This window comes from Mesorhizobium sp. M0514 (genome assembly GCF_040321145.1).
Taxonomy (GTDB): Bacteria; Pseudomonadota; Alphaproteobacteria; order Rhizobiales; family Rhizobiaceae; genus Mesorhizobium.
The window spans coordinates 1-13,903 of sequence record NZ_JAMYQZ010000013.1; the positions used below are offsets into that span (position 1 = coordinate 1).

At 60.7% G+C, this 13,903-nt stretch carries 8 protein-coding genes and 1 tRNA gene; 7 read left to right on the plus strand and 2 right to left on the minus strand.

What is annotated here, in order from left to right; genetic code table 11:
* Positions 1-956: AsmA family protein (locus NKI61_RS08065; protein WP_352839135.1), on the minus strand; the 956-nt coding region annotated here is incomplete at its 3' end.
* Between the two features lie 364 nt (positions 957-1,320).
* Here NKI61_RS08065 and NKI61_RS08070 point away from each other — a divergent pair.
* Positions 1,321-3,291, plus strand: coding sequence for an acetoacetate--CoA ligase (locus tag NKI61_RS08070; RefSeq protein ID WP_352839136.1), 1,971 nt, complete (start codon positions 1,321-1,323; stop codon positions 3,289-3,291).
* A 263-nt stretch (positions 3,292-3,554) separates the two neighbouring features.
* Here the strand turns inward: NKI61_RS08070 and NKI61_RS08075 are convergent, their stop codons facing one another.
* Positions 3,555-7,559 carry a PAS domain S-box protein gene (locus NKI61_RS08075; protein ID WP_023715622.1) on the minus strand — a complete coding sequence of 1,335 codons (4,005 nt, stop codon included), beginning with the start codon at positions 7,557-7,559 and terminating at the stop codon, positions 3,555-3,557.
* Between the two features lie 324 nt (positions 7,560-7,883).
* Between NKI61_RS08075 and NKI61_RS08080 the strand changes: the two genes are divergently transcribed.
* The 6 genes from NKI61_RS08080 (at position 7,884) to NKI61_RS08105 (ending at position 13,543) form a co-directional block, all read left to right on the plus strand.
* On the plus strand, positions 7,884-8,342 hold the full coding sequence (locus NKI61_RS08080; RefSeq protein ID WP_023715623.1) for a phasin: 459 nt from the start codon (positions 7,884-7,886) through the stop codon (positions 8,340-8,342).
* 345 nt (positions 8,343-8,687) lie between these two features.
* A tRNA-His gene (locus tag NKI61_RS08085) sits at positions 8,688-8,764 on the plus strand.
* Between the two features lie 151 nt (positions 8,765-8,915).
* Entirely contained in the window at positions 8,916-10,277 is a 1,362-nt protein-coding gene (locus tag NKI61_RS08090) for a site-specific integrase (protein ID WP_023807830.1), read from the plus strand.
* A gap of 815 nt (positions 10,278-11,092) precedes the next feature.
* On the plus strand, positions 11,093-11,605 hold the full coding sequence (locus NKI61_RS08095) for a hypothetical protein (protein WP_352839137.1): 513 nt from the start codon (positions 11,093-11,095) through the stop codon (positions 11,603-11,605).
* Positions 11,606-12,275: 670 nt separating this feature from the next.
* Positions 12,276-12,986: a hypothetical protein gene (locus tag NKI61_RS08100; RefSeq protein WP_352839138.1), complete on the plus strand. Its 711-nt coding sequence runs from the start codon at positions 12,276-12,278 to the stop codon at positions 12,984-12,986.
* Positions 12,986-13,543 carry a hypothetical protein gene (locus NKI61_RS08105; protein WP_352839139.1) on the plus strand — a complete coding sequence of 186 codons (558 nt, stop codon included), beginning with the start codon at positions 12,986-12,988 and terminating at the stop codon, positions 13,541-13,543. The genes NKI61_RS08100 and NKI61_RS08105 overlap by 1 nt, the downstream gene beginning before the upstream one ends.
* Positions 13,544-13,903: the final 360 nt, after the last annotated feature.

Sequence of the window (13,903 nt, forward strand, 5' to 3'; positions counted from 1 at the left end):
GGGTTGTTGTCGAGCGTCACCGCGGTGTTTTCGAATTTGACGCGGCCGGCGGTCGCCGTGATCTTGCTCGAAATCGAGACCGAACCGATCGCCGTACCAGGAGCAATGCCGGCCTGCGACCATTCCAGCACGCGCCGCAGCGAGGGCGCGGCGAATTTCGCCTGGCCATCGAAATAGGCGTTTTGCGACATGCTGGCCGTGCCGTCGAACGAGAAGCTGGCCGGCGCTGCCTTGAACGAAAATGTGACCGGTGCGGCGCCGCCGGCAAACAGCACCAGCGGCTTGGGCGAGGCGGCATCGACGGTGACGCTCTCGCCGCGCCAGATTCCGGTCGCCGACAAGGTCGCGTTGCTGTTCATCGCTGCCCAGCTCGCCTGGCCGGACAGGCTGGTCAGCAATTCGACGTCCTTGCCGCCGACGGAGGCGACCATACGGCCGTCCCTGAATTCCACGGTGCCGAACGGATCGGCGGGCAGCTTGCTCAGATCCGGCTTCGTCGGATCGGCGTTGACCACGCCGCGCGCCGTGTCGATGGAGCGGGTGATGCGTCCGCCCGTTGGCATGGCGGGCAGGAATATGCCGTTTGCGGCGCGCTGGACCCGGATCGTCGGCCGCACCAGCCGCGCCGTCGAAAACACCACATCGCCCTGCAGCGCCGCCATGGCCGAAAGGTCGACCTCGACCCGTTCGGCCTCGATCACCGGCGGCGCGTCGGTCTCGGTCCACTGCGACAGCGTGACGTCGCTCAATATGGCGCGGAACTTCGGCCACACCTCGATGCGCGGCGAACCGGCGATGGTGACCCTGAATCCGCTCCACGCGCTCATCTCCCAGGCAATGCGATCGCGCACGATCCGGGTCGAGGCAAACAGCGGCAGAGCGGCGACGACCAGCGCGATGACGAGCACGGCAACGCCGATCGCCCATATTCCGCGCCGGATCAAAGGTGATGGCATATTGCCCCGGTTGCTTTCATTCCGATAAACGCCTGACGGGTGTAACCGCCAGTCGTCACCACGCCTTCCAGCCGTCACTACGACTTAGGGCTGAGGCATTTCAAGTCTTTATGGCCCGGCGATGGCAATTGCGCACATATGGCCGAGTTTAGCGGAACAAAATCTTGCTCTGCCGCACGGTGGTAGGCATAAGCGATGCAGCTTCAGCCTGTTACGAGGCGCGGCGTTTTTGGGACAGCGGCGCCTGTAAAGCTGAGGCTAGTGCATGTCGCCCGGAAGAGTGCAGCGGTTCCGGGACAACGACGTGCATCAAAACAAAAGCATATCTATCTTGCGACGCGACGGGCTTCAAGGAGGATCGATAATGGCTGCCGAAGCACCGCTCTGGACCCCGACGCAAGACCAGATCAACGCAGCACCACTGACCGCGTTCATGAAGGCAGCAGCGGCCAAAAGCGGCACATCCTTCACCTCCTACGCCGAACTGCACCGCTGGTCGGTCGAGGATCGCGAAGGCTTCTGGAGCCTGCTGTGGGACTTTTGCGGCATTGTCGGCGACAAAGGGACCGATGCGGGCGAGACCGTGCTCGTCGATGGCGACAAGATGCGCGGCGCATCGTTCTTTCCCGAAGCGACGCTGAACTTCGCCGAGAACCTGCTGAAGAAGACCGGTTCCGGTGACGCGATCGTCTTTCGCGGCGAGGGCAAGATCGAGCGGCGGCTGTCGTGGAACGAACTGCACCAGCTGACTTCGCGCTTTCAGCAGCTTTTCCTGTCGCTCAAGGTAAAAAAGGGCGACCGCATCGCGGCGATGATGCCCAACATGCCGGAAACCGTCGCCGCCATGCTGGGGGCCGCCTCGATCGGCGCGGTCTGGTCGTCCTGTTCCCCCGATTTCGGCGAGCAGGGCGTGCTCGACCGTTTCGGCCAGATCGAGCCGGTCATATTCATTGCGCCGGACGGCTATTGGTACAATGGCAAGGCAATCGAGGTAGCCGACAAGATCGCTGCCGTTGCGGCGAAGCTCGAAACCGTCCGCAAGGTCCTGATCGTCGACTATCTCGGTACCTCGCGCGATATCGCAGCGATCATCGACAAGGCCGTGGCGCTCGAAGAGGCGGTGTTACCCTTTACCGCCAAAGCGGTCACGTTCGAGCGGCTGCCGTTCGCGCATCCGCTCTACATCCTGTTCTCGTCAGGTACCACTGGCATTCCCAAATGCATCGTCCATTCGGCCGGCGGCACGCTGGTCCAGCATGTCAAGGAACACCGGCTGCATGCCGGACTCATCGAAGGCGACCGCTTCTTCTACTTCACCACCTGCGGCTGGATGATGTGGAACTGGCTGGTGTCGGGCCTGGCCTCGGGCGCCACGCTGCTGCTCTATGACGGCTCGCCCTTCCACCCCGACGGCAATGTGCTGTTCAGCTTCGCAGATGCCGAGAAGATGACCTTTTTCGGCACCTCGGCCAAATTCATCGATTCCGTACGCAAGGCCGGGCTCAAGCCGATCCGCAGCCATGATCTGTCGTCCGTGCGGGCGATTTCCTCCACCGGCTCACCGCTGTCGCCGGAGGACTTCCGCTTCGTCTATGACGGCATCAAGAAGGACGTGCATCTGGCCTCGGTTTCCGGCGGCACCGACATCGTCTCCTGTTTCGTGCTCGGCGTACCGACGCAACCGGTCTGGACCGGCGAGATCCAGGGTCCCGGCCTCGGCCTTGCCGTCGATGTATGGGACGATGACGGCAAGCCGATCCGCGAGCAAAAGGGTGAGCTGGTCTGCACAAAAGCGTTCCCGTCGATGCCGATCGGCTTCTGGAACGATCCTGAGGGCAAGAAATACCAGGCCGCCTATTTCGAGCGCTTCGACAATGTTTGGTGCCACGGCGACTTCGCCGAATGGACCGCGCATGGCGGCATGATCATCCACGGCCGTTCCGACGCGACGCTCAATCCGGGCGGTGTGCGCATCGGCACGGCGGAGATCTACAATCAGGTCGAACAGATGCCGGAGATCCTTGAGGCGCTGTGCATCGGTCAGGATTTCGACAATGACGTCCGCGTCGTGCTGTTCGTGCGGCTGGCCGCCGGCGTGACGCTGGACGAGAATCTGGAAAAGCGCATTCGTTCCAAGATCCGCAGCGGCGCCAGCCCGCGCCACGTGCCGGCAAGGATCGTCGCCGTCAGCGACATTCCGCGCACCAAATCGGGCAAGATCACCGAGCTTGCAGTGCGCGACGTGGTGCATGGCCGCGCCATCAAGAACAAGGAAGCGTTGGCCAATCCAGAGGCGCTGGAGCTGTTCAGGAACCTGCCGCAGCTGGCTGAGTGACGCGGCCGGGATGGTTAACCAGATATGTCGGTCGAATTTACCTAGATTTCATGAGTGGTACACATTCGTAAATTTTTTGGACGGCCGGTAAGGAGTTGTTAAGGCCCGGCGTCGATAGTCGCACGTAACTTGAGGGAGAAATCCCGTTCCTCGTCCCCTGAGGATCAGATTCGCTCAAGCCCCGTTGTGACAGCAAATCCCATTTAAGGCGTCCTGTTGGACGCCTTTTCTTTGTCCGGGATTCTCGCCCGGAAATCGCCGGCCTATTCGGCCAGCACCCGCGTCGACGGGAAGGCGACCTCGACCAGCGTCCCTTCGCCCGGCGTCGAGGTGATGGTGAAGCGGGCGCGGTTGGCTTCCACCATCGCCTTGGTCAGCGGCAGGCCGAGACCGGTGCCGTCGCCACGCCCGCGCTTCAGCGCATTGATCTGCTTGAACGGCTTCAGCGCCTGCTCGATCTCGGCATGGCTCATGCCAATGCCGGTATCGCGCACCCGCATGACAACGTCGCCGGAGGTTTCATAGGCGGTCGACACGATCACCTGTCCGCCGGCTTGCGTATAGCGAATGGCATTGGACAGGATGTTGAGCGCGATCTGGCGCACGCTTCTGAGGTCGGCGACGACTTCCGGCAGTCGCGAGGCGAAGCTGGAGCGGATGATGACACGCTCGCGGTTGGCCTGCGGCTGCATCATCGCCACCGTCTCGGCCAGCGTATCGTTGAGCGACACCGCCTCGTAGTCCATTTCCTGCTGGCCGGCCTCGATCTTCGAAATGTCGAGGAGGTCATTGACGAGATCGAGCACATGGTTGCCCGAGCGGTTGATGTCTCTGAGATAGTCGCGGTAGCGGTCATTGGCTACCGGGCCGAACTTCTCGTCCACCATCAGCTCGGAAAAGCCGATAATGGCGTTGAGCGGCGTGCGGATCTCGTGGCTGATGCGGGCGAGGAAATCGGTCTTCTGCGAGGAGGCGCGCTCGGCCACCGCGCGCGCCTGGGTCAGATCCTCTTCGGCCCGCTTCCACTGCGTGATGTCGCGCACCACGGCGCAGAAGCCGCTGTCATTGGGCAGCCTGCCGATGGTCATGAACAGCGGGATGAAGCGCCCTTGCGCCTCGCGCCCGATCACCTCGCGGCCATCGTTCATCACACTCGCCACGCCGGGCTCGGACAGGCCGTTCAGATAGTCGCGGGCCGCGCGCTGGCTTTCGATGGCAAACAGCGAGGCGAACGGTTTGCCGGTGACGTCGTCGCTGTCGAAGCCGAACAGCGCCTCGGCCGGCCGGCTGATCGAGCGGATGTCGCCGTCGCGGCCGATCAACACCACACCATCGGTCGCGGTGTCGATGATGGTGCGCATCTCGGCAATGCGCGCTTTGAGTTCGGAGACATCGGGCTGCGTCTGCTCCTCGGCTGCGAGATGCGCAACCATCGGCGGCTCGTTATCGCCGGTACGTCGCACCACCAGCATCAGCGCCTTGCCGGAGCGCCACGGCACCGAACGCAAAATGGCTTCGATCGGAAATTCCTGGCCCTCGCGCGTCTTCAGTTTGAGTGTGTGGTCGCTTTCGCCGGCCGTTTCTGAATAGGGGTCGGCAAACAGCGCGTCGAGCCCGCCGGCGTCGCTCAGGTCCTCAAGCGTGTCATAGCCGGTCAGGCCGAGGAATTCCTCATTGGCGTAATGAAGCTCGTCGCCCGAATGGATGAGCAGCGGCACTGGCAGCTTGCCGAGGATCGACGTGTCAGGGGCCTTGTGTTCATCTCCGGCCGAGAATGCCGAAGGCATGAACCCCTCAAGCTTGAGCGGCGGCACTTTCAGGCGCTGTGGTTCTGCCGGCACTGTGTCCGCATCGCCGGCCTTGTCCCCGTCTTCCACGGCCGAGTCAGTCGCCTCGTCGGACGGCGCCCAATCCTCATTGTCCTCGGCATCGCGGAAATCGGCCGACGTCATGCTGTCGTCTTCACCGGCATTGGCCGGCGTCTCGGCAACAACCGGCTGTGGCTCTGCGGCCTCGACGTTCTCTTGGGCTTGCGTATCATCCGGTTCGGAAGCCGGCGCAGGTTCGTCGTTGGACGACGTTGCTTCCGTACTGTTTTCGGTGACGGAGCCTGGTTCGGGATCGGCATAGTCGAGCAGGGAGCGCGACACTGTCGGCGCCTTCGCCTCGCCTGCTTCGCCGTCCGCAAGGCCGTCGTCCGGCTGCTCGCCGTCAAGCCGCGCGAGATCCTTTTCGTCCTCGGCATCGCTTTCCGGCGGTTTGGCCTCAGCCGTTTCATTTTCGGGTGCGGTTGCCGATGGTTCAGCCACGGCAGCCGGGCCGGCTTCGCCCGGACTCGAGACCTCGGCGGGCCGCCGGGCTGGCGCGGCTGTTTCAGCCTGGTTCGCCTCGACATGATCCGGCTTGAGCTCATCTGCCTTGGCCTGGTCTGGCGTTACCTGATTCGGATTGGCCGGTTCGGCCTGCTTGGCAGTCTCCGGCTGCTCCGGCGGGGGATTGTCCTTCTTCAGCCGCTCGCCGATTTCGCGGAAAGCGCTGCGCTCCAGCGTCGACAGGCCCCTCTCGCTTGTCGGCTGCTTGTCGTTGGCGGGCTGCCGATGCTCGGCCAGCCGGATGACCTTGTCGGCAAAACGACGTTCCTGCTTCGGCACGATGGTCAGCGCCGGCACTTCGCCCTCGAACGGATCGGCCGCCCTGGGAGCTTCCGCCACGGGCTGTTCCGGGGCCGGCTCGGCTGCTGCCGCTGGCGCGCCATTGGGGACCAGCGCCATGCCGATTGCTTCCGGATCGACCACCGCATCGCCGGCGCGGGCGACGCCGAAACCACGAAAACCTTCGAAGGCGCGGCTGCGGCCATAGACAGGCAGTGCTGCCAGATCGACCGGTATCTTCAGGTCGGAGCCGGCAACCGGCCACAGTACCGAGCGGCCCGACCAGGTGTCGCGCCGTTCAAGCAGGCCCGCGATCTCGCCCGAGGCGTCGAGGCCGAAAATTGTCGCGACGTCCTTGAAGCGGCGGCCGATCACGTCGGCGGCGGCTTTGCCGACAATGTCGCCGAATTCCGGCGACAGCGCGCTGAACTTGCCCTCGGCGTCGGTGCGCCAGACGAAGCGCAGCGGCGGCGCCGAGCGGTCGATCTCACGTTTGGCGGGAGGCGCAGCCGGTGGGGCTGCGTCAGAGGGCAGGGCGGGCGCAGCGGCACTGCTGTCCAACTGCGCACTCTCGGCCGGGGAAACAGAGTCCGGCTCGGCCTGCGCCGGGCTGTCCGGCTCGCCCGCCTGCGGCTCTTCGCCGGCATGGAAGTACCAATGATCATGTTGCGCCGGCGCGCTGTCATTCGCCGCCTGCTCGCGGCCGGTCGTCTGCTCGCGATCGTCCGCCTTTGTATCGGTTGACGCCGAAGCATCATGCTCGGTGGCAGCCGGACCTGTCTCCCCGACATCAGGCGCGGCCGCGAGTGGGGCGCCCTGATTCCCGCTTGCGGGGGGGTGGTCAGCCACCGCATCCACCGTTACCGCGTTCTCCGCGGCGGCTTGCGCCGGGCCATCGTCGACCCGCGCTGCAGCAGGTTCGGCATCCAGCTCGCCGACAGGATTTTCCTCATCGAGCTGATCCTCGTCGATGACCACCAGCAGATGCCTGGACTCGGTCAGGCGCGCGAAGCCGGCCGGATAGGACGTGGCGCCGCCGGGGACCAGCCGCTTGACGATGCGGTCGTCCTGGCTCGCCACGTCGGCGACAAGCGCGGCCAGCGTCTCAGGCCGGATGGCGAGCGCGCCAAAGCCATCCGAAGCCGCCTCGACAGTGCCGGCGGCGTCGACAAAGGCGATGAAATGGCCGTCTTCGGTAAAGCCGCTGATCGCGCGGGCCGCAATGTCGGCAGCACTGCGCGAGCCGGCCTGCGCTGCCGGCACCACCAGCATGATGGCGCTTTCGCCGTCCGGCATAGTCACCGCACTGGCCAGGAAGCCGACGGCGCGGCTGGTGATGCCGGTCGCCAGCCGTACCGTAATGGCGCGGTCGCTGCCGATCTGCGGGAAGCCCGCGGTCGCCATGATCTGACGCCTGGCGATCAGCGGCAGCTGTGCCGAGGCGCCGATGATGGCCTCGATGTCGGGATAGCCGAACACCGCAGCGCCCGGGCCGTTGGCCCAGATCACCTGTTCGAGGTCGGCCGACAGAATCGCGATCGCGTCGCCGGCGGCGAAGCGCTGGCGAACCGCATCAAGCACGGCGACATCGAGGAAAGAGTAGTTCTCGGAAGGCATGCGCTTGGCGGACCCTTTCGGTGAAACCTCTTGGCGAACCCCTCTTGGCGAACCTACAAGGCGGGCAATTTGCAGTTAACGCTTTGTTAATAAAAGCCCGCGCGGCGAAGGTCCACAAGCCATGGCGGGAAGCAGGTGGAATCTCTGGCCACTTGGTTAACATCCCCTCGGAATGCCGTTGGGTAACCTCTTGGGGTAACGCATGGGAAGAAATTATGGTGCACTGCAACAAAGATATTGCATCGCACAAAAAAACCGCTATATTGCCATCATACATGAACGAGACGGCTTTTTGTCAAAGCCGCTACCCCGAAAGGATGGAAAATGACCAAGGCCAAGACCGCTGAGACCTTCGAAAACGTTGAATTCCCGAGCTTCGACGCTTCCAAGGCAACCGACCAGATCCGCGCTTTCGCCGAAAAGGGCGTCGAGCAGTCGAAGGAAGCCTACTCCAAGCTGAAGACCGGCGCCGAAGAGACCCAGAAAGTCCTGGAATCGACCTTCGAGACTGCCAAGACCGTTTCCAGCGACCTGTCGCTCAAGACGATCGCCGCTCTGCGCGCCAATGCCGAAGCCGGCTTCTCGCATCTCGAGGCCCTCATCGGCGCCAAGTCGCTGTCGGAAGTGGTCGAACTGCAGACCGCCTTCCTGCGCAAGCGCGTCGAGACCACCGTCGAGCAGGCCAAGGACTTCCAGGCTGTTGCTTCGAAGGCTGCCGAAGACGTCTCCAAGCCGGTCAAGACCGCTTTCGAGAAGGCCCTGAAGGACATCAAGGCCGCCTAATAATTGCGCACAACTCTGCGATGCATCAAAACGTCGCATTTCGTCAGACAAATAGGTGTGCGATAGAGTTGTCCAAATGAATACCCGGCGAGTGGAACCTCCTCCCTCTGCTCTCCGGGGTGACCAGCCAGCACCTCCTCCCGCTGGCTCGTAACAGGAAAAGGCCGGCACCTCCTCCCGCCGGCCTTTTTCTTTTGCCGAAGAAACGGGCGTCTGTTGGGAGACCGGCTTTGCCTTATCAAAGGCCTTGAATTAGTCTCTGATAGACCGTATTGGACGCATCGCCGAACGACAGAGCGGATCTCGGAGAATGAATTTTCACCACGATCTGGCTCAGGCGAACGTGCCGTTGTAGCTCAGATGGTTAGAGCGCCGGATTGTGGATCCGGAGGTCGCTGGTTCGATCCCAGCCAACGGTACCATCGAATTTCCCGCTAAGTACTAGAATTTATTATATAATTTCCAGCCACCAGCAATCGGTCTTGCAACCATTTTCATTTTGTGTTACCTATTGTGTTACCTATTGTGTTACCTATTGTGTTACCTATTGTGATAAAATGGTGTTTTAGAAACGTGGGAAGACGACGCGAAGAGCATGATCCTGACCGCTTCCTGCAACTGAGGGGCGATCATTTCCATTACTACCGCCGGGTGCCCAGGGAGGTCAGGGACCTCGACGAGCGTGGCATGTTCGTGCGCCGCGCCCTCGACACCACCGACCGCATAAAGGCGCGTACCGCCCGGGATCTCCACGAGGCTGCCGACAATGCGTTGTGGGCTTCGTTGATGCTGGGCGAGAATCCACAGGCGGCGCGTGTCCGATACCGCCAAGCCATCAAGCGAGCCGAGTCGCTGGGGTTCATCTATCGGCCACTCGCCGAGATACTGGTCGCCGAACCGCTCGATACGATCCTGCAGCGGGTCGAGAGCACAATAGGGGAGCCTGCCAGATCACCATCAGTCGACGCGGTCGGCGGCGCGGTCGCCCGCCCTGACGATAGGATATCGGAAGCGCTGAAGCTGTATTTCAACGAGATTGCTCGCGACGAAATCCGCACCAAAAGCCCTGACCAAAAGAAGCGCTGGAAGGCAAAGCGCGAAATGAGCGTCGATGTCTTCATTGGTCTGGTCGCCGATAAGCCAATGAGCGAGATCACACGCGACGATGCGCGAGCGGTGCACAAATATTGGCTGGACCGAGTTGCACCCGAAAAAGGGAGAGCGGACCGTTCGGCATCGACAGGCAACCGAAACATGGGCAACCTTCGAACCCTCTATGCGGACTACTTTCGCCATCTCGGTTTCCCCGAACAGAAAAACCCGTTCGCCGATCTTTCATTTACCGACAGGTCGAAGCGCAGTCGACCGCCGTTCCCGACCGACTGGATTCGCGACAGGATATTTGCGCCTGGCGCCCTTGCAGCACTCAATGAGGAGGCGCGAGGAATCGTGCTTGCCTTCGCTGAGACAGGAGCCAGACCGAGCGAACTCGCGAACCTGCATGCCGGTGTCATCCATGTTGATCATGAGGTGCCACATATTTCTGTCGAGCCGCGTGACGATCCCGACGATCCACGAGAGATCAAGACCGCTTCGTCGGTACGCAAGGTGCCGCTGGTCGGCGTGGCGCTTGAGGTGTTCAAAAAGCATCCCAAGGGCTTCCCGCGGTACAAGGATCGCGAGGCGTCGCTGTCGGCCCTGCTCAACAAGCACTTCAAGAGCTACAATTTGTTCCCGACCGAGAAGCACACCGTCTATTCACTGCGCCATTCATTCGAAGACCGCATGAAGAACGGCAGGCTGGACGAGGAGCTTCGGCGCATGCTGATGGGGCACACGATCGACCGTCCGAAATACGGCGAGGGTGGCGACATGAAGATGTGGCAGGAGGAACTTATGAAGATCGTGTTGCCGTTCGATCCTGGGATCGTATGACACGCTGGCGCACTGCGGCGAGGCGTTCCTCCTTCGCTCGATGATCCTTCAGGGCGCGTTCCAAATGGTCGTATAGCGGGAGCCATGCCTCACCATGGTCGCCTCGCGCCACGATGATCTCGGCGACGCGGTCGAGCGCTCGCTCAATCCGCTGTGTCGTGACCGGTCGAGGCGTGGGCGAGTATCGCCTCACGGCTTCGCCTTTCTGCAAGGCCATGAATGCAACATGCCTTATGCGTAGGCGGACTTTCCTGGTGCAGTGAAGGCCTGCGTTCGGCTCGGGCTGTAATCTGCGGCTGCGACCTGAAAATGGGACACTGTCGGTCCGTCGGGGGTTGGTAGCGGGAGAGCGCTACCGCCTTTCCCCCCACTCAGAAGACTTGCGGTATTTTCTACGGTGTGGGGCGTGATGGACCTGTCTTGGTGCTGCAAAGATCGGTGGGGAACGGCAAAGTCTAGCCCGAAGCCGACGAACGTTTTCCGCGACGCGAACGAGCGCTTCGCGCCTCATTCCGGTCGTTCCTGAAGGCGGACAGTCTGCTCATTAGCCGGACGCAGCATTTGAATGTAGACGATCTGATATAGCGCGGCAAGCTTGCGCGGATGCTCCACAATTTAAAGACCTTGGCTCAGATAACCAGGACCACAACCAGATAGCATTCGCGCCCCAAAGAGGTAGGAAAAACAGGTCGCCGGCAGTTAACTCAACTCTAACTTGCCGCTAGGTTGTAATTCCTGCCACCTAGCCTAAGCGACTGCGTACTTGCAATATCTCAGGTCAAGTTCCAGAGCCAGTTTCCACCAATGGATCTTTAATGAGTGCGCGCTTATCGACTGCCATTAGGATCGGGGAAGCCGCAAAGGCGATCTTTCGAAAAACTCAGAGCTTTCCAAGTCGAGAATTCGGAGAGCATGCAGACCTGAGCGAACGCGAACACGTCGGTGTTGAACCGATGCTTTTGGCGCTTTCGATGGAGCTGGCACTCAAAGCGTGGTTCGTCTTCGACCACGACGATCCAAGAGTTGTCAAATCGCACAACCTGATGAAGCTGTTTGATCGCCTTAAGCCCGAAAGCCAAGAGAAACTCGACGCTGAGTTCAAAAGGTCAGTGGTCCCGTATCATCCCAATGCGTTCTACATCGACTACGGCATTCGTCACATTCTGCATCAGCACCAAGATGCCTTCACCGACTGGCGCTACCTTCATGAGGCGAAGAAATCGATGATGTTTGATCAGGGAGCTTTTGAGGCAACGCTCAAAATGTTGCTCCGTGAGTTCGAGAAAAGATATCGCATTGAGCGGGCGAAGCCGCTTTGGCCATCGTGAATGCAGTCGGGATCGGAGGCCCCCGATGCGGCATTGAATGCTCGTTCGAGTGGTAGCTTAAGCCAGGAGCATTCCGTGCCGGAGCGAAGGGCTAACGACCGCAACGAGGCGAGTAGCGGCCGGGCAGTAACGCGCTTCATACCAGCCGTTCAATACCGCAAATGCTGATGCCGCAGGCTGTCATTCGTTCAGGTCATCGGTACAGCTGGGTGAACAATGGCATCGTTGATGTGAATGAGCACCGAAGTTTGATGAGCGGGTCGCGGGGCCGGAAAAAATCATCGCTTTCCCACAATACTTGATTTCCAGTTCTTGAAGAACGACGTAGCACAAATTTCTGTGCATAAGTTATTCTCGCACAGTCAATGTCAAGCACACGTGTTGACTATCAAGTCATCCGAGCCTCTCCTCGCCTAAGATGGGGTTTCAATTCGGCAGTTAGATATACCAGTCTTGCTGTGGTCGCTTACTTCGCGGGCCGCGTGGCGGAGTCGTGCGTATATGACTGAAAAGGCGTCGATCATGGGCGGGGGCAATGTTCAAAATACTCAAAACTCTTCCTTTCCTTATCGCTTCCGCAGCATGCCTCTCAGCTTGCCGTACGGTAACGCCGAATATTCAAGAATTCTGGGGTAGCCCTCTCAACGCCGAAGCGATGGAGTCTGAGGTCATGACCCTCGTCGCCTGTGAGCTCGGTCACGCGGTCAGTAACATCTCTACCGTGGTAGATAAGAACCCTCAATTGGCCGGTGACTACGGTTTTCTCAACAAATGGAATGCACAGGTCGCGCTCACTTTTCAGGTGGATGAGCAATCCAGTGTTAATCCGACTCCCTCATTTGTCAGCAAACTCCACCCGCTCGTCGACAGCGAAACGTTTACTCTTGGGCTGTCCGGCAACTACAAGAATCAGGCGACGCGTATCGACAAGGTCAGTATGACCTACAGGATCAAGGATTTTGTCGGCAAGAAATTCGAACGCTGTGAGTACGGCGGAACCTACAGAGGGACGCTTTTTGTAAAAAGCAATCTCAAGATTGAGGATTGGCTATCTGCATCTCTGAATGTTGCTGTTAGCAACGGCCCGTCGAGTAAGTTCCCCGTGCACCCCAAATTCGGGGGCAAGGCCGACACAATCTCTCACGACGTGAAGTTTCTGATCGTGTCGTCAGGCGGCGTCGCGCCGGTGTGGAAGCTGGTCGAGTTTGGTACGGGACAGAATCCATTGGTTTTCGGTCAACGCGACCGGGTGCAGCAGCTGGTGATCACAATGGCACCGGCCGATCTCACTGATCCGAGCGCGTTAGGGCCAGCCGGCCAATTCTCGTCCCTCGCCTCGCAAATTAACTCGCAAATCAATTCGGGGAGGATTAGCCCGTAATGCCGCAGGACAGCGAAGCACCCAAGAAGCCCCGCAAACGAAGTGCCGCAGCTTCCGACATCGAGATGGCTGGTGCGGATGGCGATCGCGGAAAGGTCCAAGTCATTATTAGAGGCAGGCTCCATGTCTGTAACCTTAAGCCGAGTGGAGCGATCGATCTCAACAGCTGTGTGCCGGTTGACGGTCAGTCGGTGCTGTCGCTTTCATTGCCGAGCCGCGGGGGTGAAGCGTTGCCGGATTTGGCAGCGCTTGCTGATCGGGGTCTCGAACTTACTGCGGCAATGGACGTTCCACATGTTGTTCCTCCAGCCTTGCGCCAAGCCTGCTTCGCGGTGGCGCAAAGGACAGGGCAGTTCCGGAAACAGAACCAATTCGTTGTTGCACAATTGAGTTCATTGGATCTTGACAACACTGCGCAGTCATTTCCTCCGGCGGTCAGCGAGGCCATGCTTTCGGCCGAGCGAACGCGTATCGCCTTAATCCGAGCTTTCGCGGACTTTGACGGAGCGTGTGCTAGCCTAGAGACGGCGGCACGAGCTATCGCGCAGCAGGCCTGAGTTTTCTCCGCGCTGGAGCCCTGTCAGCCCTTAGGTGCCCTCTGAAGGGATTGAGATCCAGCTAACACGGCGGCAGCAGCACAAGTCCTTTCGGCTCCCTTCCGGGCACCGCCGACGTGGACGTCGCCCTGCCGCACTACGCCGTGCCGGTGGTCAGAGAGCATGTGGCGGGTTGGCAATCGGCCCCTAAACACTCCGCAAGGCACAAATCAGATTTCTCCCGGCTTGGGGGAAGGACATTTCGCGCCGCGTGATAGCATGCAGCCGTCCAGCCCTCGACATGCCTCCGAACGTGCGAGTATGTAACGAGTGGCAGGCGCCGGGAGCAGCGCGTAGCAATGCCGTGGCGTCAAAAGGCGG